Raw genomic sequence first — 20,050 nt, forward strand, 5'->3', positions numbered from 1 at the left:
ACATCGCGTCAGCTACCGGTGGTGACGAGCTCCGAGGGTTCGGTCGTTTCACTGTCGGTAGCGGTCTTGCTCCGGCTGCGGCTGCTGCGTCGCCGCCGGGTGCTCTTCGGGGCGCCGTTCTGCGCGGCGTCCGCTGCCTCAGCGGTCTCCGAGGCGGCCGACGCGGTCTCCGGGGCCGGGAAGCCGGTGGCCTCGGGGCTCACGTGCTCGTCGGCGCCGGCGGACACCGGGTAGCCGGTGGGTTCCGGCGTACCGCCCGTCTGCTCGCCCGACTGCTCGCCCGACTGTTCGTCCGCCTTCGCGGAGGCGGCGGCGATCTGGGCCAGCTTCTGGGCGGCGTCGCCGTTGTGCTGCGGCGCCTCGGGCTCCGTGGCCTGCTCGTCGTCGCCCCGGCCCTTGCCGCGGCGGCGACGCGAACTCTTCCGGCCGCCTTCCTCCGCCTGCGCGGGCTTCTGGTCCTGACCATTGCCGTTGTTCTGGCCGTTGTTCTGGCCGTTGTTCTGGCCGTTGTTCTGGCCGTTGTTCTGGCCGTTGTTCTGGCCGTTGCGGCCGTCCCGGCGACGGGACTCCTTGGGCTCGTCGTGCAGGATCAGGCCGCGGCCACCGCAGTGGTCGCAGTTCTCGCTGAACGCCTCGAGCAGGCCGGTGCCGATCCGTTTCCGGGTCATCTGGACCAGGCCGAGCGAGGTGACCTCGGCCACCTGGTGCTTGGTCCGGTCGCGGCCCAGGCACTCGACCAGCCGGCGCAGCACCAGGTCCCGGTTCGACTCGAGCACCATGTCGATGAAGTCGATGACGATGATGCCGCCGATGTCGCGGAGCCGGAGCTGCCGGACGATCTCCTCGGCCGCCTCCAGGTTGTTCTTGGTGACGGTCTCCTCGAGGTTGCCGCCGGACCCGGTGAACTTGCCGGTGTTCACGTCGACGACCGTCATCGCCTCGGTGCGGTCGATGACCAGGGAGCCGCCGGACGGCAGCCAGACCTTGCGGTCCAGGGCCTTCTTGATCTGCTCGTCGATCCGGTAGTCCGAGAAGACGTCGCTGTGGGCCTTCTCGACCCGTTCGACCAGGTGCGGCGCGACGCCCTCGACGTACTCCCGGACCTGGTCGTACGCACGGTCGCCGGAGACGACCAGCTTGGCGAAGTCCTCGGTGAACAGATCCCGTACGACGCGGATCAGCAGGTCGGGCTCGCCGTACAGCAACTGCGGGGACTGACCGTTCTTGGACAGCTTGTCGATCTCTTCCCAGGCCGTCTGCAGGCGGCTGACGTCAGACGTCAGCTCTTCCTCCGAGGCGCCCTCGGCGGCGGTCCGGACGATGACGCCGGCCTCGTCGGGGACGATGTCCTTGAGGATCGTCTTCAGCCGGTTCCGCTCGGTGTCGGGCAGCTTGCGGCTGATGCCGCCGTTGCCGCCGCGCGGGACGTACACGACGTACCGGCCGGGCAGGCTGATCTGGTTCGTGAGGCGGGCGCCCTTGTGGCCGATCGGGTCCTTGGTCACCTGGACCAGGACCGACTGACCGGACTTCAGCACCTGCTCGATCTTGCGCGGGCCGTTGGCGCCACCAAGGGTCGCCCAGTCGACCTCACCGGCGTACAGCACCGCGTTGCGGCCCTTGCCGATGTCGATGAACGCCGCCTCCATGCTGGGCAGCACGTTCTGCACGCGGCCGAGGTACACGTTGCCGATCAGCGAGGTCTGCTCCGCGGTCGTCACGTAGTGCTCGACCAGGACGTTGTCCTCGGAGACCGCGATCTGGGTCACGTCCTCGCGGGACCGGATCACCATCGTCCGCTCGACCGACTCGCGCCGGGCCAGGAACTCGGCCTCGGTGACGATCGGCGCCCGGCGACGGCCGGCGGCGCGGCCCTCGCGGCGACGCTGCTTCTTCGCCTCGAGACGGGTCGAGCCCTCGATCGCGGTGACCTCGTTCGCGCTGTTCTTGCTGCGCGGCTCACGGACCCGTACGACGGTCTCGTCCGGGTCGTCGGGGGACGCGGCGCTGTCCTCGCCCTTGCGGCGGCGACGGCGACGGCGACGGCGGGTGGAGCTGCCGCCCGCTTCGCCGTCCTCGTCCGCGTCGGCCTCGACGTCGGCATCGGAGTCAGCTGCCTGGGCGTCGGTGTCCTGCTCGGACTCGTCGTCCTGGTCGTCGTCGGACTGCTCGTCGGCGTTGTCGTCCGCGCCGTCCGCGTCACCGGACTTGCGGCGACGGCGACCGCCACGGCGACGGCGGCGACGGCGGGTGCCTTCCTCGCCGTCCTCACCCTGTCCGTCGGCGGAGCTGTCAGCAGCCTCCGCGTCGGCGTCGGTGGTCTCGTCGGTGTCGTCGCTCTTGGCGGCGGTCTCGGCGTTGGTCCTGGTGCGGGTCCTGCGGCTGGAGCGGCCCTCAGGCTTCGCGTCGGCTTCGCCGTCGGCCTGGTCGGCGCTCACGGTCCGCGGGGCGTCGTCGGTGGTCGCCTCGGGCGCGGTGTCGCGGGCCTCGGCGTCGCGACCGCGACGGCTCCGGCGGCGGCGCGTGCCGGTCGGCTGCTCGTCGGCACCCGGCTCCGGGGCCGCGCCGTCCACTGCGGCAGTCTCCGCCTGAGCGGGCTGGCCGGTCTTCGCCTGACCGGTCTTGGGCTGGGTGGTCTTGGCGGTCGCGGGCTCGTCTGACTGCGGTACGTCGGTCGGCGCCTGGAACAGCACCGGCGCAGCAGCCGGCCGGCGGCGGGTACGCCGTGCGCTCGGCTCCTCGGCCTGGGTCTCGACGTTCACAGCAGCCGCGGCGTCGGGAGCCGTCTGAGCCACGGGAGCCGCCGTTTGAGCATCGGGAGCCGTGGTCGGGGCGTCGGACGCCGCGGAGTTGGCCGCTGCCGAGTCGGCCGCTGCCGCGGCGGACTTCGTCGTACGGCGCCGAGAGCCGCGCTTAGCAGCCGGCGCCTCAGCAGCCCCAGCACCGGAAGTGCTGGCGTGCTCGTCGGTGCCGGCGGTCGCTGTGGCGTCGGCGGGCGCGGAGCCCGTAGACGCGGAGCCGGCGGTGTCGGCCGCGGCCGGGGCGTCGGTGGTCGGGGTGGCCGCGGTCTTCTTGGTGGTGCGTTTGCGGGTGGTCTTCTTGGCCGGAGCGGTCGGCTCGGCCTCCGCGGTGGTCTCCGCCGGGGTCTCCGCAGGCGGCGCGAACAGCTCCGGGAAGGTGTCCTGGGACGCGGCCTTCTTGGTGGTGCGCTTGGCCGTCTTCTTGGCTGCCGCGGCCTTCTTCGCGGGGGGCGCCGCAGCCTTCTTGGCCGGCGCCTTCTTGGCGGCCGCCTTGGCAGCCGTCTTCTTGGCCGGCTCAGCGGCCTCAGCGGCCGGCTCAGCGGTCTTCTTCGCGGCGCGCTTACGCGTCGTCGTCGTCTTCTTCGCAGCGGCCGTCTTCGCAGTCTTGCGGGTGGCGGCGGACTGGGCGGGGGCAGCCGTGCCGGCTGCTTCGGTGGTCGGCTCGTTGTCGAGCATGTAGTGCGGGTCTCCTCAAGCCCTCCGGCGCATCCGGCGACCCCTGTCACGGGTCCGGCGCGGCCACAAGGCGGTCACGGTTCGCCTCACCGGGCCCTCGGATGGTGCACGGGCCGCGGTACGGCGGAAGCCTGCTGGATCCGCTCCGCCCGCGCTCAGGGCACAGAGGGAGCGGCGGCGTCGCCCTCCGCTGTGTGCGTCTGGCGGGGATCTGCCTGGCCGGTCGCGGTCGCCTGGTTGGCGTCGCGGTCACGAGCGAGCGGATCTTCCACCGTGCCGGTGTCCGTGGTGAGCGGGCCCTGGGCGAGCCTGGTCAAAAGAGCCGGGCCCGTCACCGGGAGCGTCGCTACCTCGAGCACGCCGGCGAGAACGTCGTCGGGTCTCACGGCCGGGGTTCCGTGCCGTAACACCACTTGCAGTATCGCACACGCCGCAACCGGCCCCGGTTCACTCGCGACGGTGAGTCGGAGAACAGCAGCCCGACAGTCGAACGAGCGAACTCCCCGTTTGGTCATGCGCTCGACCAGAATTTCGTCCTGTTCGAGGAACGTCCGCACCGCCGCGGCGGCCGCCTCGGGATCCGCTCCGGGCAGCGCGATCTGCCACTCACTGGCCTCCAGCCGCTCGGCCAGCGCACCCGGCCCGGCGACGACCACCTCGAGGACGTCCAGCCCGGGCGGCAGCGCCTCGTCCAGGGCGGCCCGGACCTGGTCGGCGTCCCGCTCGTGTGTGAGCGATATCTCCAGATACTCCGCCTCGGAGGCGGCCCCGGTCGGCGCGGCACCGGCGTACGAGATCTTCGGGTGCGGGCTGAAACCGTGCGAGAACGCCACCGGGAGCTCGGCCCGCCGTACGGCGCGCTCGAACGCCCGCTGGAAGTCGCGGTGTGAGGTGAATCGCAGCCGTCCGCGCTTGGCGAACCTCACCCGCAGCTTCTGGACCGCGGGGAGCTGCTGCGACGGCGGCGCTTGAACTGGTGGCACGCGCACAGTCTCTCAGAACCCACTCACTCCGACGGGGCGTACCGCGCCTCCGGCTCGAAGGCCGGCTCAGCGGCGGTATCGAGCTCGACATGAACGACGCCACGGAGGTCGTCGAAGACGACGACCTGGCTGCCGTCCGCCGGCACCCGGTCGGGCGACGTCCGCATCCGCGCCTGTACCTCGTGCGAGCCGGCAGGCGACTCGTACGCGATCGTGACCTCCAACTCGGGGTTGTTCCCGAGCCAGATCGCGACACGGCCGAGCTTCACCTGCCCGGCGTACTGGCGCCCGTCCCGTCGCAGTCCTTCGATGGTCGCCTGACGCTGCCGCGCGTGCTGCAGTGCCGACGGCAGCCTAACCGCCACGGTGACGGCCCAGAGTCCGGTCACTATCGCCACGACCGCCGAGATGGCGATGGATTCGGTGCCGATTTCGCCGTGGACGGTACGCCGGAGTACGTCGGACGGATCGGGCGCGACCGCGGTGGCGGCCGAGATGAAGGCCCCGACGGACATCCCGGCCAGGAGCGGGGCAGAGCGGAGCAGGGACGCCGCACGCCGCTGCCCGAGCCGCTGGCGTGCGTTCTCGGTCAGGTCGGACGTGACGGCGAGGACCAGGTAGCCCACGACGACAGCTGCCGCGATGAACCAGCCGGCTGAGATGTGGATGTCGACGGCACAGGTGCCGGCCGGAGCCGACGTCGCGCCACAAAGAGCCGACGTACCCAGCAGGCTCACGGCGCCCCACCCCAGGAAGCACAGCAGAACCGAGACCAGCAAGCGTGTCGTCACGCGTCCAGGCCGCGCGCCAGGGGCGAGCCCGGTGATGCGGGCCATCTTGTCGGTGGTCGAGAAGACCGGCCGATGGTCCCACCAGTCCGTCGGGTCCTCCACCTGCGCCTCCCCAGGTCGCGATTCGACGAACCGTACCTGGAAATACTGCGAATAATCTCAGGGCTGGGCGGCGGATCTTCCGGTCAGGTAGAGGGCCCAGCCGAGGAGGCCGAACGAGACCAGGGCGAGCAGGGTCCGGGCCAGGTTGAAGGCCACCCACTTCGCCTCGTCGAACGCCGCGCGGGCCGCCGCGACGTCGATCGTGGCCGGATCACCGGCCGCTTTCAGGGCGTCGTTCAGCGGTACGTTCACCGCCATCGTCAGGATCATCGAGACCAGGTACAGCACGAACGCGACCGCGATCCACGGCAGCGCCCTCTCCTTGAGGCTGAGCAGGCCCGCGAGCAACGTGAAGAGCAGTGCGCCGACGAACCCGAGGCCGAGGAACAGCGGGTTCACGATCGCCCGGTCGACGGCCGTGAACGCCCCGACGAAGGTCCTGTCGTCGGTCTTCGCGAGCCCGGGCATGAACGCGTTCGCGTAGATCCCGTACACGCCGGCCACCAGGCCCGTCGTCATCGTGGCCGCCATCAACGAGGCCACCCGCAGTCCGTTCATCTCACTCCTTCGGTACGGCGGGAACTCCCCGCACCGAGAAAGTTAGAAGATCCCGATCGCCGGGAACATGTCGGCGAAACTCACCTGCATGTCCGTCCGGCTCAGAGCCTCGCGCACTGACCGGAACGTGGCCCGGAGACCTGGTTCGGCGCCTGCAGGTTGGTCGGCGCCGGGGAGTTGGCCGAGCAGCTGAGCGGACCGTTGACGGTGTTCCCGGCGAGCGTGACCGGGTCGGTCGTGCGGCTGCCCGTGACGGACAGCGGTCCCTGGACGGTGCTGCCGACCGCGACCAGGCTGCGGGTGACGCCGCTCGCGCTGACCGGTCCGCCGATCGTGGAGCGCAGCAGGTGCAGGTCTGCCGCCTGATCGGCACGGACAGGGCCGTTGACGCGCGAGTCGGTGGCGACAAGGGATGCGCCGGCGGCGACCACGACGGCGGCGTTGACGGTGGCGTTGGTCAGGCACGTCACGCCTTTACTGAGGTACAGCGGGCGGTCGTGCGTCCCGGTGAGTGTCGTCGTACACGCCGGTGCCGGGCGCAGGAGCGTGACCGCGAACCGGCGCGGGTCACCGATGTTGCCGGGGGCATCGATGGCGCGGTACTCGACCTGATGACGCCCGTAGCCAGGTGGTACCTCGTCCCACGGAACGATCCGCGGTACGCCGAGTTTTCCGTACACGAGCTGGTCGATCGCGGTGCCCTCGGCGGTGAACCGGAACGGCGCGGATGCGTCGGTCGGCCAGCCGTAGTAGTTGTACCAACCGTCCCCGTCGACGCGGAACTCCGGTACGACGTACCCCGCGCTGTCGTCCGTCGCGGCCAGACCCATCGTGAACGCGTCGTTGTAGATGTACTCCGGCCCGCTCGGTTTCTGCACGGTGAGCAGCGGTTTCGACATCGTGGGCGTCACGACGGGCTGTACGCCGTCGACGTCCCAGCTGAGTGTTTCGGAGCCGGTCTGCGCGGTCAGGGTGTGCCGCCCGGTCAGCTTCAGCGGGGCGAGATCGAAATCGCGATCGTTGCCTGGGTTGTCGACAATCCGACCGTCGACTTTCCACACGATCGCGCCGGCGGACTGCTTGGTCTCGGCGTACACGACCTCGTCGGCGCCGACCGGATGCTCGGTCGACGTGGACCCGATGAACGTCGGCTCAAACGTTTGTGCAGCCGCCCGAAGGGACGGGTCGACTGTCCACGAACGAGTGGCCGTCGGCCGTACGGCGGGATCGCGGATGAACTCGGTCGGGTCGACGATCGTCGCGGAAAGCGTGTGCGGCCCGGACGCGAGATCGAGCGTCGACAGGTCGACGGAACGGGCGTTCGCGGTCGGCAGCGCCGTACCGTCGACGGCCCAGGTGACGTCGAGCTCGTGGTCGACCGGGTGCAGGGTCTGCAGCCAAACGACCTGGTCGGGCGCGACCGGTCCGGCCGGGGTGCTGTCCTGGAAGAGGTTCGCCTTGGCGGAGAGGCGCTGGGTCATCCGTTCCCGCGACGGCTGGTCGAAGTAGTAGCCGAGGGCCTTCATCATCGAGTGCGCACTGGGCCGCCAGACGCCCGAACCGGCGTACATGCCGCCCTCGTACCGGCCGATCGTCCCGCCGGACTCGGACTTCTCCCCCAGCCAGCGCCACCACTTCTTGTGCTGATCCAGCATTTGCTTCTCGGTGAGCAGCGTGTGGTGGATCGAGGACGGCTCAGGACCGACGTACGGCGCACCGCGCTCGCCGCGGGCGTAATAGTCGTATTCGTCCTGCAGCCCGCCGAGCGAGTGACCGAGCTCGTGCGGCGTGATCAGGGCGGACAGCGCGTTGCCCCCGGACGCCGTGGCGTACGTCCCGCCCGCACCGCCGTACGTGTCACTGTTGCCGATAGCAAGGATCTGCCGGTTGGCGCTCGTGGTCCCCGGGACGAGGTCGGCGTACTGCGTCGCGGCGGCCTGGCTGACCGTCAGCAGGCGCTGGACGCTGGACGGGTTGCAGCCGCCCCAGAAGCCCATCTGCAGCGGGGTGTCGCGCTTCGGGTCGGTCAGACCGGGATCGCAGTCGACGCCGGACTCCGGGGACGCGATCTCGACGGCGTACACGTTGACGTAGTTCCGGTACGACTTGAACGGCTCGATGCTCCAGAGGATGTTCAGGTGCTTGTCCAGCTGCTCGCGGAACTTCGGCAGTTCGGCCGCCGTGTAGCCGTCGCCCATCACCACCAGGTTGAACCGCGACGCCGCCGGACCGGTCACCTGGATCGGTACGACGGTCGCGTCCGGGGCGGCCGCTCTCGCGGGCAGGGTCACCAGGACTCCAGCTAGCAGTGCTAGAACTGCGGTGACGAGCTTCGTGCGCATGGATCTCTCCCCCACCTGGGCGACGGTGCCGTCAGCAGCTTACGAAGGCCTGCCGCCGAGTGTGAGGACTTCCCGCGTGGCGACGTACGAGCCAAGCGGGCAATCGTGCGGCATCATGAGGGGTCGGGGAACGCGTGAGGCTGCGTGACCTCTTGCGTGACCTCTACGGAAGGGACCACCGATGACGGAACCGGCACAGTCGCCGCGGCGGGAGCCAGACCCTGCGGTCGTGGATGCCGGCGACGGCGACGGCAAGGGCATCTACTGGGTGCTGAAGAACGTGCTCGTCGGACCGCCGGTGAAGCGGATCTTCCGGCCGAACGTGGTCGGCGCCGAGAACATCCCGGAGACCGGCGCCGCGATCATCGCCAGCAACCACCTCTCGTACTCCGACTGGATCTTCATGCCGCTGGTGCTGCGGCGGCGCGTCACGTTCGTGGCGAAGTCCGACTACTTCACCGGGGCCGGGATCAAAGGCCGGTTCCAGCGCGGGTTCTTCAAGGGCACCGGCCAGGTGCCGATCGACCGGTCCGGCGGGTCGGCGTCCGAGGGCGCGATGCGGGCCGGGATGAAGGTGCTCGAGCGCGGCGAGCTGTTCGGGATCTACCCGGAGGGCACCCGCTCGCACGACGGGCGGCTGTACAAGGGCCGGACCGGCGTCGCGCGGCTGGCGCTCGAGGCCAAGGTGCCGGTGATCCCGTGCGGCGTGATCGGGACCGACGTGGTCGCCCCGCCCGGGAAGATCGTCGCGTCGTTCGCCTCGCCGACGGTGAAGTTCGGTGAACCGCTGGACTTCTCCCGGTACGAGGGGATGGAGAGCGACCGGCTGATCCTGCGGGCGGTCACCGACGAGATCATGTACAAGATCATGGAGCTGTCCGGGCAGGAGTACATCGACATGTACGCCACCAAGGCCAAGGCGCTCGAGGGCCGCGCGGTCACCGGGGCACCGGAGAAGGTCCGCAAGACGGACACCTGATCCGGTTCGTGAGATCGGGTGGGTCTACTCTGGGAGATCGTGGACGGACCGATCGCTTACCAGGGTGAGCCAGGCGCCAACTCGGCGATGGCGTGCACCGACATGTTCCCGGACCGCGAGCAGTTGCCATGCACGACGTTCGAGGACGCGCTCGAGGCGGTCAGCAGCGGACGTGCCGGACTCGCGATGATCCCGGTGGACAACTCGATCGCCGGCCGGGTCGCGGACATCCACCACCTGCTGCCGGAGTCCGGGCTGCACATCGTCGGCGAGTACTTCCTGCCGATCCACTTCCAGCTGCTGGGTGTTCCCGGTACGTCGCTCGACCAGATCCGCACGGTCCGCAGCCATGTGCACGCCCTCGGGCAGTGCCGGAAGATCATCCGTGAGCACGGGTGGTCGACGGTCGTTGCCGACGACACCGCGGGCGCGGCGCGTGAGGTGTCGGAGCTGGGCGATCCGACCGTCGCGTCGCTATCCCCGCGGGCCGCGGCCGGGCTGTACGGGCTCGAGACACTGGCGTCCGACGTCGAGGACGAGCACCACAACACGACCCGCTTCCTGGTCCTGTCGCGCGAACCCGAGGTCCCGCCGGTAGGGTCCGGGCCGACCATCACGTCGTTCGTGTACCGGGTAAGGAACGTGTCCGCCGCGCTGTACAAGGCCCTCGGCGGCTTCGCGACGAACGGCGTCAACATGACCAAGCTGGAGTCGTACCAGCTGGGCGGCATGTTCTTCGCCACCCAGTTCTACGCCGACATCGAAGGCCACCCCGAGGACCCGAACGTAGCGCTGGCGCTCGAGGAACTCGCCTTCTTCTCGGTAGAGGTCCGCATCCTCGGCGTCTACCCCGCCAACGAGTTCCGCACCCAAATAGCCGAACCCGCCGCCAACCGAGCCCTCCGCCCCCACCACTGAATGGCTCCAGTGCACGACGTGCGCGTGGTGCTGGTCGGTGGGACCTCGAATGTCGGGAAGTCGACGGTTGCCCAGGTTCTGGCAGCGCGACTCGGTTTCGACTACCTGTCCACAGACAAGCTCGGCAGGCATCCCGGGCGACCGTGGGCTACGCCGTACCACGAGGTGCCGTCGCATGTCGTCGAGCACTATCGGTCCTTGACCGGCGAGGAGCTGGTCGACGCGCTGCTCGACCACTACGAGCGGATGTGGCCGCGGATCGAGGAGCTGGTCACGGGTCGTTCAACTGCGGCGGCGGGGTTGGTGCTCGAGGGATCGGGGATCTGGCCCGCAAACGTGGCGCGGTTGACCACGCCGTACACCTCTGCTGTGTGGCTCAGCGCGAATGAGCGTGTCCTGTCGGCCCGCATGCACAGGACCAGCAGGTACGACGATCTGCCTGCGGAGGGCCGCTACTTGGTCGACAAGTTCCTCGCCCGGTCGATCGGCTACCAGACGAGAATGCTCGCCCTCGTAGAACAACTCGCCCTGAACCGCCTCGACGTCACCGAAGCCCGGTCCCCCGAACAACTCGCCGACGAACTCCTCGGCTCGGTCCAACCGCTCCCTCGCCCACCCGCCAACCGAGCCCTCCACTAGCGCGGCACACCCCACGGTCACTGGGAACAGGCAATTGCCTGTCCCCACTCCCCAGCACCTGTTCCCAGTTGGATCAGAGGGCCAGGACAGCCTGTACGACGGGGCTCAGGTGGGTCTTGTCGTCGGTGCTGGTGTCGAACCACTGCCACCCGGCTGTGTCCGGGGAGACGAGCGTGGACGGCGCGGTCGGTGGGCGGGGTAGGTCGAGGAAGACGCCGCGGTGGTGGAAGTTGATGGGCGCGCCGGTGGAGGTCGTTCGGACGTGAAGGGCGAAGGGCTTGAAGTGGCCGACCGTCGCCAGGTGCAGGCCGAGCTCTTCCTGGAGTTCGCGTTCGAGGGTGTCCGACCAGGACTCCCCCGGTTCGGGACTCCCTCCAGGTAGGTCGAGGAGGCCGGTGTACGGGCCCCGGGTCTTGTGGATCAGGAGGATGCGGTCCGCGTCGCGGATGCGGGCGTAGACACCGAAGTGGTGCTGCGGTGCCGGGCCCATCGGAGGATGGTAATTCGCGGGCAGCGGCGGATGGGGCGGCTTAGGGTCGCGGGGTGGAGATTGTGCGGGTGGACGGGCGGGATGCGGACGCGTTTCGACGGTTCTACGAGGTGAAGTTCGACGTACGGCGGGAAGAGTTGGAGTTTCCGGCGGGCATGGGGCTCGAAGAGGCTCGGGTGTTCATGGCGCGGGAGCATGCTGAAGTGCGGGCGGACGGGCTCGGGCTGGTGGACGGAGACACGTGGCTCGGGGTCGCGTGGCTCGACTGGTGGTTGGTGGGGAACACCGACGCCGTGGACGTGGAGCTCGCGGTTGCTCCGGCGTACCGGCGGCGTGGGGTTGCGACGAAGCTGCTCGACGCGGCGATCGAGCGCGCAAGGGCCGACGGCCGGCGGATCGTTTCGGGGACGAACGTCGCCGGCGATCCGGTGACCGGCGAAAGCCCGGGTACGGCGTTCGCGGCGGCGCGGGGGTTCGTGAAGAAGCATGCCGAGCTGCATCAGGTCGCCGAGCTGCCGATGACCGACGTGGGGGAGCAGCCGGTCGACGGGTACGAGATCGTCCAGTGGCGGGAGCACGCGCCGGACGAGTGGCTCGAGCAGTTCGTGGAGTTGCTGAGTGGGATGAGCGAGGACGTACCGACCGGCGATCGCACCTCCGAGGCGGTTCGCTGGACGCCCGACCTCGTCCGGGACGCCGAGGAGCGCCGCGTCGCCCAGGGCCGGTTCACCTACACCACAGCCGCCGTACACACCGCGTCCGGCGAGCTGGCGGCGTACACGCAGATGGGCGGTACGCCGGAAACCCCGGACCGACTCAACCAGTACGACACCTACGTACGACGTGCGCACCGCGGCAACCGTCTCGGGATCGCGGTGAAGGGCCCCAATCTCCGCGCCCTCCAAGCCGACGTCGCGCTCCCCGCCGTACTCCACACCTGGAACGCCCCCGAGAACGCGCCCATGATCGCCGTCAACACCAAGCTCGGCTTCCGCCCGGTCGCCCAACGCACGATGTGGGAGCGAACGCTCTAGCTACAGCTTGCGCATCGCGCGGTAGGCGCAGTCGGCCAGGTGATCCAGCACCTGCGCCCGTCCGTCATGCGGGTGCTCGGCGGTACAGACCACGACCTTCGTGCCGACCGCGTGGATCCGGCCGTGGTGCTCGATCGCGTCCCGGACTACCCAGGACAGCAGAACCACTGTCAGCACCAGGCGGGCCGCCGGCTTCCGAGACCCGATCACGACCACAGGGTCGCATCCGGCGCAGCGGCCGTCGTCACCGGACCCCTCCAAGCGCTTGAAATTCGTCAACCACCACAGCGAATCACGTGAATTTTTACTGCCGGTCCGCGAAGGGTTGTGCACGGGCGGTGATGAGCGGATCGTGAAACCAGAGCAGCGACTTGGGGGCCGACTGTTCGGTGGGGGAAGGCGGCAGGACCGTCTTCGGTCGAGGGGTGCGCTGGGGGTGGTCTCTCCTCGGTTCGGCGTGCGCCGGCCTGCTCGTGCGCCCCCGCAGAAGGGGGAGAGATGCCGAGGAAGGCCAACGGGCGGGCGGACAAGCACCGGGACGACCGGATGCCGGGCGAGGCCCCGGCGAGCGAGTCGAACGGGCATGCCACCAGCGAACAACCCACGGCGAACGGGATGCCGGCTTCCGGCAGTACGACGAACATGAGCGGCGGATCGCCGGCCGCAGACATAGGTGGAGGCGGATCGCCGGCCGCGGACATGGGCGGCGGCGGATCGCCGGCAGGCGCCGGAATGAGCGGCGGCGGAACACCCGGCGGGGCAGGCATGACAGGTGGCGGATCGCCTGGCGGTGCCGGGATGTCGGGCGGCGGCCAGGCCGGTGGTGCCGGTATGAGCGGCGCGACCGACAGCGGACGCACGGACTTCCCGACCCGTCGCCAGTGCGGCGTGATGGACGTGCACCGGCGACTGCTGTCGACCTCACCGGCGTACGCCGCAGCTCGATCGGCACTCGAGACCGCGACGATGAGCTACGTCGCAGCGCAGCAACGGTTCACCGGGATCGCCCGCATCCCCTGTGTTGTCCACGTCGTCTGGAACACCAACGCGCAGAACATCTCGCAGGCCCAGATCGACAGCCAGATCGACGTACTGAACCGCGACTACCGTGCCACCAACCCGGACACGAGCATCGTTCCGGGCGTGTTCAGCGGCCTGATCGCGGACACCCGGATCGAGTTCTACCTGGCCACCGAGGACCCGAACGGGAACCCGACGACCGGCGTCACCCGGACCCAGACGAGTACGGCGAGCTTCGGCACCGACGACAAGGTGAAGTCGTCCGCCACCGGCGGCATCGACCCGTGGGACACCGCCCACTACCTGAACATCTGGGTGTGCCAGCTCGGCGGCGGCCTGCTCGGGTACGCACAGTTCCCCGGCGGCCCGGCGAACACCGACGGCGTGGTCATCCTGCACAGCGGCTTCGGCACGAACGGTACGGCGACAGCGCCGTTCGACCTCGGCCGGACCGCGACCCACGAGGTCGGGCACTACCTGAACCTGCTGCACATCTGGGGCGACGACGGCAGCGGCTGCAGCGGCAGCGACGAGTGCGCCGACACCCCGAACGCGGCCGGCCCGAACTTCGGCGTACCGACGTTCCCGCACGTGACCTGCAGCAACGGGCCGAACGGCGACCTGTTCTACGACTACATGGACTACACCGACGATCGCGGCATGGTCATGTTCACCACCGACCAGGTGACGCGGATGCACGCGTGTCTGGACACCGTGCGCAAGGACCTTCCGGACTTCGGCGGCGCCGGTACGCCGGAACCCGCCGGATCGGTCGTCGCGTGGGGCGCGAACCGGCTCGACGCGTTCGTGCTCGGCACCGACCTGGCGATGTATCACAAGTGGTGGGACGGATCGGCCTGGGGACCGTCCGTCGCAGGTTACGAGTACCAGGGTGGTATCTGTATGAGCGCTCCTGAAGTCGCGTCCTGGGCGCCGAACCGGCTGGACGCGTTCGTCCTCGGCACCGATCACGCGCTGTACCACAAGTGGTGGGACGGCACGGCCTGGAACGGCTACGAGAACCTTGGCGGCGTCTGTATGAGCCCGCCGCGGCTGGCGACCTGGGGCCCGGACCGGCTCGACGCGTTCGTCCTCGGCACCGACCGGGCGCTGTACCACAAGTGGTGGGACGGCACGGCCTGGAACGGCTACGAATACCTCGGCGGGATCTGCATGAGCCCACCGGAGGTTGTTGCCTGGGGCCCCGATCGGCTCGACGCGTTCGTGCTCGGCACGGACAACGCGGTCTACCACAAGTGGTGGGACGGCACGGCCTGGAACGGGTACGAGTACCTCGGCGGCGTCTGCGCCTCACCGCCGCGCGTCGTCGCCTGGGGCTCCGACCGGCTGGACATGTTCGTCATCGGCACCGACTCGGCGTTGTATCACAAGTGGTACGACGGGTCGGCGTGGTCGGACTGGGAGTACATGGGCGGTGTGTGTACGACGGCGCCGACCGTGGTCTCGTGGGGTCCGGACCGGCTGGACGTGTTCGTGCTCGGAACGGACTCGGCGCTCTACCACAAGTGGTGGGACGGCTCCGCGTGGGGACCGTCGCTCACCGGGTACGAGTACCTGGGCGGGATCTGCACCGACGAGCCGCGCGTGGTCTCGTGGGACACGAACCGGCTGGACGTGTTCGTCACCGGAACCGACAAGCAGCTCTACCACAAGTGGTGGGACGGATCGGCGTGGAACGGCTACGAGCCGCTCGGCGGCGTCATCAGTGACTTCAAGGTGACGGTGCCCGACTCGCCGGCCACGATCCACCAGGGGGTGGGGCTCTGACCACCTCACCGATCGGGCACTGGACACATTCCGTCGAGGAAGACCACGACGGGATCAGCGTCTACCGGCGCGACGACTACGCCTTCCCGCCGGCCCGCGGCCGGCGGGGGGTGGAGTTCCGCGCGGACGGAACGTTCGTTCCCCTGATGATCGGCCGCGGCGATGCCCCGCAGGCAGGTCCGGTGGGTCGTTGGACCCCAGACGGCCGCCTCGCCCCCGCCCCGGCCGATGCCAACCCCTTCCAGGGAACGTCCTTGGAAGCCGGACCCGGGCGCATCGTCTCGGCGACACCCGACCGCCTCGAGATCGCTTGGGGACAACCATGACCACACGACCCGTGCGCTATCTGGTCGTACCGACTGCGGATGCGGCCGACGGCGCGCAGTCGGCGCGGTTCGGGGAGCGGACGCTCCTCTGGGTCCCGGCTGACCAACGCCTCGGCCGGGCCTCCCGAACCGCTCCCGGACTGCTGCTCGTCACCCAGGTGGGCCGCAGCTTCCAGAACGAGTACCCCGACGTTTCCCCCCTGCTCGATCACGGCCGGCACCTGGTGATCTCAGCCGCCGACAAGCCCCGTCGACGGTCCAACCACTGCTGGCGAATCGAGCCCCTGCGAGCCGGTACGACGGTCATCGACACCCCTCCCGTCGTACCGGCGCGCGCTGACCCGGCCGTCGCGCAACTCGTCGCCGACGTGTCCACGACGGCGTACCAGAGCGACCTGACCTGGCTGGCGAGCCTGCCGACCAGGCATTCGCTGAGTACGACGTTCACGCAGGCGATGGACTTCGCCGCCGACCGAATGGTGGCCCTCGGCTACCAAATGGTCCGGACGCCGGTCACTGTGGGCGCCGGCCGCTCCGCGAATCTGATCGGCGACCGGGCCGGTATCGGATCCGGCCGTCGACTGGTGATCGTCACCGCCCACCTGGACTCGATCAACCTGGCGGGCGGCCCGGCCGCAGCGGCACCGGGAGCCGACGACAACGGCAGCGGATCGGCCGGGGTGCTGGAGCTCGGTCGATTGTTGGCAATCCGATTGTGGAAACACGACATTCGCCTGATCCTGTTCGGCGGCGAGGAGGAGGGCCTGTTCGGCAGCAAGCAGTACGTCGCCACGCTGCCGCCGGCCGAGCGATCCCGCGTCCGCGCCGTACTCAACATGGACATGATCGCGACCAAGAACTCCGCTACACCGACCGTTCTCCTCGAGGGCGCACAGGTATCGGCCGCTCAGATCAGTGCGCTGGCGACCGCCGCCGCGACGTACACAAGTTTGAAGGTGGAGACCTCGCTCAACCCGTTCGCGAGCGATCACGTTCCATTCATCGACGCGGGGATGCCCGCGGTGCTGACGATCGAGGGTGCGGACAGCGCGAACGGTCACATCCACTCCGCCAACGACACACTGAACTTCATCGACTGGTCGTTCGCCACAGAGATCCTGCGGATGAACATCGCCGCCCTCGCCGGCTGGCTGGAGCCCGCGACCGTGCGCCCACGCCCCACCGGCTCCGTGGTCTCCTGGGGCCCGGGCCGGATCGACGTCTTCGCGGTCAGCACGGATTCCGCCTTGCTCCACAAGGCTTTCGACGGTTCTTGGCACGATTTCGAGGCGCTGGGCACGGTATGAGGGTGTCTGAGGACCCCGCGCAGTAGGCGCAGGGTCCTCAGACACCCTCTAAGCTGTCAGGTATGTGGAGCCCGAATGCGCGTGACGTTGGCGGACTTCCGACGCGGTACGGCGTCCAGACCCGGCCGCGGGCCGTCGTCCGCAGCGATTCCCTCGACGCCGCGGACCTGGCCGCTTTCGAGGCGCTCGACGCGGGACTCGTTCTCGATCTGCGGTCCGACTGGGAGATCAAGCAACCACATCCGCTCGAGGGCACACCGGCGTACCAGCGGATCCCGTGGATCGACCCGGAGGCCGAGCGGCTGCGTGATGCGGATGCGGAGCCGCGGCTGGTCGATGTCTACCGCAACAGTCTTACGCGCAACGCGGCCCACATCGGCCGGATCTTCGCCGCGATCGCGGACGCGCCGGCGGATCGGCCGGTCGTGGTGCACTGCAAGGCGGGCAAGGACCGGACCGGCCTGACGATCGCGGTGCTGCTCGACCTGGCCGGCGTACCGCGGGAACTGATCGCGGCCGACTACGCGATCAGCGAGGTGCACCTCGGGATCCAGGACGGACCGGAGTTCACCCGGACCCTTCCGGAGACGATCCTCGGGTCACTCGAGCACCTCGACGAGCTCGGCGGCGTGCGTGCGTACCTGTCCTGGCTGGGGTTGAGCGCGGCCCAGATCCACCGGCTCGCCACGCGGCTCGTGCCGGTCGAGGTGCAGGCGATCGTGTTCGACTTCGACGGCCTGCTGATGGACACCGAGACCACGATGGTCGAGAGCTGGCGGGCCGAGTGGGCGCACCACGGTCTCGAACTCGAGCTGGACAGCTTCTGGCCCGGCCACGGCGGTGACATCACCGAGGACCGGTACGCGATCCTCGCGGCGGCCGTCGGCACCGACTTCGACCGGACGGCGAGTCACGCTCGCCGCCTCGCGCACCGGGAGCGGCTGCACGCCGAGCTCGACTTCCGGCCGGGGATCCGGGCCTGGATCGCGGCGGCGCGGGAGCTGGGCCTTCGGGTGGCGATCGCCAGCAGCTCGCCACGCAAGTGGGTGGTCGGCCACCTGGAGCGGGTCGGTGCGGTCGATCTTTTCGACCACATCGTCACCGGCGACGAGGTCGAGACGCACAAACCCGATCCGGCGATCTACGAGCTGGCGCTGCAGCGTCTCGGCGTACCGGGCTCATCGGCGATCGCTGTCGAGGACACGGCGCACGGGGTGGCTGCGGCGCAGGCGGCCGACATGTACGCCGTCGCCGTACCCAATCCGTTCGTCACGGCCGACGCGGTGGCCGAGGCCGACCTGGTTCTGGGCAGCGCTGACGAGCTCTTGCTCACCGACTTGCTTCTCTCCGCCGCGCCGAAAGTCTCGACGTCTCGTAACTGAGTGACCTAATCTGCTGACCCTCTGTAGGTTTCCAACTAAAGGGTGGTCAGATGCGGAAACTCGTAACGACGGTCGCGGCCGTTGCGGCGGCTGCGGCAGGTCTGACGGTCGCGGCGCCGGCCAAGGCTTCGACCTCGGCCTGCGATCTGGTGACGGCGAAGTCGGTCGGGTACTCGGCGTTGATGCTGTACGTCGCCGTGGGCCTGGAGGGCTGCTCCAACAGCGTGACCGAGGTGCGCGTCGAGCTGCAGAAGGGCGCCAGCGCGAGCGGACCGTTCACCACGGTCGCGGAGACGTACGCGTACTCCGGCGGCGGCGCCTGGTTCGACGAAGGCACCGGCTGCGGCTACTACGTCGGCGTGGCCCACTGGCAGGACCAGACCGAGACGACCCCAACCCCGGCGTACTACTGCAACTGACTCCGCTGGTGGACGGCGGTTCGCCGGTGTACGACGAGCCCGTAGCGGACGGCGGCAGCAACGGACAGGACCAGTACGACGTTCACCGCGCATGCCCATGCCATGCCGATCCCAGCGCCATGCTCGGCTGCGGCGAAGTAGATGGTCCCGACCAACGCCACACCTGCCGCACTGCCGAACTGCTGGGTCGTCGTGAGCGCGCCCGCCGCGGCTCCTGCGTGGTGCGGCGGCACGTCCAGCAGGGCGGCGCCGATCAGCGAGGGAAGGATCAACCCGTTGCCGAAGCTGATCGCAGCGGTGATCAGAACGATGACCGCGACCGACGCGTCGGCGCCGCCGGTCGCGGTCACCACGGCCAGCGCGGCCAGGCCGGCGGCGGCCAGCAGGCAGCCGCCGGCCAGGACGGACGATCCGTACCGGGCAGCGAGGCGTGGCGCGAGCAACGCGCTCACCGAGAACGTCACGCCGGCCGGCACGAAGACGAGCCCGGCCTCGAACGCCCCGAGCCCGAGACCACCCTGCAGAAGCAGCGCCAGCGTGAACATGTAGCTGGGGAAGTACAGCATGAAGGCAAGGTTCGACAGGATCCCCGAGCGGAACGACGCGGCGCGGAACAGTGAAAGCTCCAACTGCGGCTGACCGCCGCGCCGGTGCAGAGCCTGCTGCCACCGCAGAGTCGCCGCCAGAGCAGGCACCGAGGCCGCCAGCGGGATCCACACCCACAGGGGCCAACCGGCGGTGCGACCGACAGTCAGCGGCACCAGCAGCAGACCGAGCCCGACCGCGAAGCCCAAGGCGCCGAGCGGATCGAGCTTGGCACCCTTGCTCCGGCCGGGCTCCTGGCCCGGCAGGACTCGCTGGGCGAAGAGCGCACCGATCACACCGATCGGCGCGTTGATCAAGAAGATCAGGCGCCAGCCGAGGCCGGCCAGATCCACAGTGACGAGCAGACCACCGAGCACCTGTCCCGCGATCGAGCCGACTCCGCCGGCTACGCCGTACCAAGCCATCGCCCGGGCGCGTCCGTGACCGGACGAGCCGGACGAGATCAGCGCCAGGACCTGCGGGAGCATGAGGGCTGCCGAGAGTCCTTGACCGAGCCGCGCGCCGATCAACTGCCCCGAGTTGACCGCGAGGCCACACAGCACGGAGGTCGCGGCGAACGCGATCATTCCGCTCACGAAGAGCCTCCGGTGCCCGAACAGGTCGCCGAGCCGGCCACCCAGCACCAGCGCGCCGGCGTAGGCGAACGCATAGCCGCCGACCACGAGCTCCAGCTCGGCCTCGGTGGCCTGCAGATCGAGCCCGATCGACGGCGCGGCCACGTTCACCACGAAGAAGTCGAACTGGGCCATGAACGTCCCCGTCAGCAGCGCGACGAGGACAGCCGCCGGGACCGAACGGCTTCCGGCCTGGGGATCCGTTGCAGGACGAGTCATGGCAACATATCTATCATGGATACTTGTTATCCACTATATCCATGAAGTGCTATCGTT

At 69.4% G+C, this 20,050-nt stretch carries 16 protein-coding genes; 8 read left to right on the forward strand and 8 right to left on the reverse strand.

From position 1 onward, the window contains the following. Window positions 1–8 precede the first annotated feature (8 nt). From EV647_RS07770 to EV647_RS07790, 5 genes are all read right to left on the reverse strand, one after another. Window positions 9–3,476, reverse strand: a complete 3,468-nt coding sequence (locus EV647_RS07770; protein ID WP_134000464.1) for an Rne/Rng family ribonuclease — start codon at window positions 3,474–3,476, stop codon at window positions 9–11. A 155-nt stretch (window positions 3,477–3,631) separates the two neighbouring features. Further along, complete coding sequence (locus EV647_RS07775; RefSeq protein ID WP_134000466.1) at window positions 3,632–4,459, reverse strand: TIGR03936 family radical SAM-associated protein; 828 nt, start codon at window positions 4,457–4,459, stop codon at window positions 3,632–3,634. Window positions 4,460–4,482: 23 nt separating this feature from the next. After that, a complete protein-coding gene (locus EV647_RS07780) occupies window positions 4,483–5,352 on the reverse strand; it encodes a hypothetical protein (RefSeq protein WP_134000468.1) in 870 nt (289 codons plus the stop codon). Between the two features lie 57 nt (window positions 5,353–5,409). Next, entirely contained in the window at window positions 5,410–5,910 is a 501-nt protein-coding gene (locus tag EV647_RS07785) for a DUF1772 domain-containing protein (protein ID WP_134000470.1), read from the reverse strand. A gap of 101 nt (window positions 5,911–6,011) precedes the next feature. Beyond that, the gene (locus EV647_RS07790) at window positions 6,012–8,252 is read right to left on the reverse strand and encodes a M64 family metallopeptidase (protein WP_134000472.1); all 2,241 of its coding nucleotides are present in this window, start codon (window positions 8,250–8,252) and stop codon (window positions 6,012–6,014) included. A 181-nt stretch (window positions 8,253–8,433) separates the two neighbouring features. Here EV647_RS07790 and EV647_RS07795 point away from each other — a divergent pair, with 181 nt between their 5' ends. Genes EV647_RS07795 through EV647_RS07805 form a run of 3 tightly spaced genes read left to right on the forward strand, consistent with a single transcriptional unit; the run spans window position 8,434 to window position 10,788 of the window. Continuing rightward, a complete protein-coding gene (locus EV647_RS07795; protein WP_134000474.1) occupies window positions 8,434–9,231 on the forward strand; it encodes a 1-acyl-sn-glycerol-3-phosphate acyltransferase in 798 nt (265 codons plus the stop codon). Window positions 9,232–9,270: 39 nt separating this feature from the next. Further along, window positions 9,271–10,149, forward strand: a complete 879-nt coding sequence (locus EV647_RS07800; RefSeq protein WP_133782039.1) for a prephenate dehydratase — start codon at window positions 9,271–9,273, stop codon at window positions 10,147–10,149. Between the two features lie 9 nt (window positions 10,150–10,158). Continuing rightward, entirely contained in the window at window positions 10,159–10,788 is a 630-nt protein-coding gene (locus EV647_RS07805; RefSeq protein WP_202876069.1) for a hypothetical protein, read from the forward strand. 73 nt (window positions 10,789–10,861) lie between these two features. On the opposite strand, the gene EV647_RS07810 is transcribed toward EV647_RS07805, so the two are convergent. Next, window positions 10,862–11,278, reverse strand: a complete 417-nt coding sequence (locus tag EV647_RS07810; protein WP_134000477.1) for an NUDIX domain-containing protein — start codon at window positions 11,276–11,278, stop codon at window positions 10,862–10,864. A 53-nt stretch (window positions 11,279–11,331) separates the two neighbouring features. On the opposite strand from EV647_RS07810, the gene EV647_RS07815 reads away from it, so the two are divergent. Next, a complete protein-coding gene (locus EV647_RS07815) occupies window positions 11,332–12,312 on the forward strand; it encodes a GNAT family N-acetyltransferase (RefSeq protein ID WP_238177083.1) in 981 nt (326 codons plus the stop codon). Here the strand turns inward: EV647_RS07815 and EV647_RS07820 are convergent, their stop codons facing one another. Beyond that, window positions 12,313–12,522: a hypothetical protein gene (locus tag EV647_RS07820; RefSeq protein WP_134000479.1), complete on the reverse strand. Its 210-nt coding sequence runs from the start codon at window positions 12,520–12,522 to the stop codon at window positions 12,313–12,315. A gap of 288 nt (window positions 12,523–12,810) precedes the next feature. On the opposite strand from EV647_RS07820, the gene EV647_RS07825 reads away from it, so the two are divergent. The 4 genes from EV647_RS07825 to EV647_RS07840 all read left to right on the forward strand — a co-directional run bounded on the left by EV647_RS07825 (window position 12,811) and on the right by EV647_RS07840 (window position 18,554). Next, window positions 12,811–15,120, forward strand: coding sequence for a M43 family zinc metalloprotease (locus EV647_RS07825; protein ID WP_238177084.1), 2,310 nt, complete (start codon window positions 12,811–12,813; stop codon window positions 15,118–15,120). Between the two features lie 322 nt (window positions 15,121–15,442). Next, complete coding sequence (locus EV647_RS42495; protein WP_202876070.1) at window positions 15,443–16,753, forward strand: M28 family metallopeptidase; 1,311 nt, start codon at window positions 15,443–15,445, stop codon at window positions 16,751–16,753. Window positions 16,754–16,815: 62 nt separating this feature from the next. Next, window positions 16,816–18,135: an HAD-IA family hydrolase gene (locus tag EV647_RS07835; RefSeq protein WP_134000481.1), complete on the forward strand. Its 1,320-nt coding sequence runs from the start codon at window positions 16,816–16,818 to the stop codon at window positions 18,133–18,135. A gap of 50 nt (window positions 18,136–18,185) precedes the next feature. Then, window positions 18,186–18,554, forward strand: a complete 369-nt coding sequence (locus tag EV647_RS07840) for a hypothetical protein (RefSeq protein ID WP_134000483.1) — start codon at window positions 18,186–18,188, stop codon at window positions 18,552–18,554. On the opposite strand, the gene EV647_RS07845 is transcribed toward EV647_RS07840, so the two are convergent. Then, window positions 18,542–19,993 carry an MFS transporter gene (locus tag EV647_RS07845; RefSeq protein WP_134000485.1) on the reverse strand — a complete coding sequence of 484 codons (1,452 nt, stop codon included), beginning with the start codon at window positions 19,991–19,993 and terminating at the stop codon, window positions 18,542–18,544. The genes EV647_RS07840 and EV647_RS07845 overlap by 13 nt on opposite strands. Window positions 19,994–20,050 lie beyond the last annotated feature (57 nt).

The sequence above is a fragment of the Kribbella sp. VKM Ac-2566 genome (genome assembly GCF_004366005.1).
GTDB lineage: Bacteria > Actinomycetota > Actinomycetes > Propionibacteriales > Kribbellaceae > Kribbella > Kribbella pratensis.

Excerpts from the sequence above, each read along its gene's own strand:
- EV647_RS07770 (WP_134000464.1), bottom strand. The coding sequence starts at position 3,476 with ATGCTCGACAACGAGCCGACCACCGAAGCAGCCGGCACGGCTGCCCCC.
- EV647_RS07785 (WP_134000470.1), bottom strand. The coding sequence starts at position 5,910 with ATGAACGGACTGCGGGTGGCCTCGTTGATGGCGGCCACGATGACGACG.
- EV647_RS07790 (WP_134000472.1), bottom strand. The coding sequence starts at position 8,252 with ATGCGCACGAAGCTCGTCACCGCAGTTCTAGCACTGCTAGCTGGAGTC.
- EV647_RS07795 (WP_134000474.1), top strand. The coding sequence starts at position 8,434 with ATGACGGAACCGGCACAGTCGCCGCGGCGGGAGCCAGACCCTGCGGTC.
- EV647_RS07810 (WP_134000477.1), bottom strand. The coding sequence starts at position 11,278 with ATGGGCCCGGCACCGCAGCACCACTTCGGTGTCTACGCCCGCATCCGC.
- EV647_RS07825 (WP_238177084.1), top strand. The coding sequence starts at position 12,811 with ATGCCGAGGAAGGCCAACGGGCGGGCGGACAAGCACCGGGACGACCGG.
- EV647_RS42495 (WP_202876070.1), top strand. The coding sequence starts at position 15,443 with ATGACCACACGACCCGTGCGCTATCTGGTCGTACCGACTGCGGATGCG.
- EV647_RS07835 (WP_134000481.1), top strand. The coding sequence starts at position 16,816 with ATGTGGAGCCCGAATGCGCGTGACGTTGGCGGACTTCCGACGCGGTAC.
- EV647_RS07840 (WP_134000483.1), top strand. The coding sequence starts at position 18,186 with ATGCGGAAACTCGTAACGACGGTCGCGGCCGTTGCGGCGGCTGCGGCA.
- EV647_RS07845 (WP_134000485.1), bottom strand. The coding sequence starts at position 19,993 with ATGACTCGTCCTGCAACGGATCCCCAGGCCGGAAGCCGTTCGGTCCCG.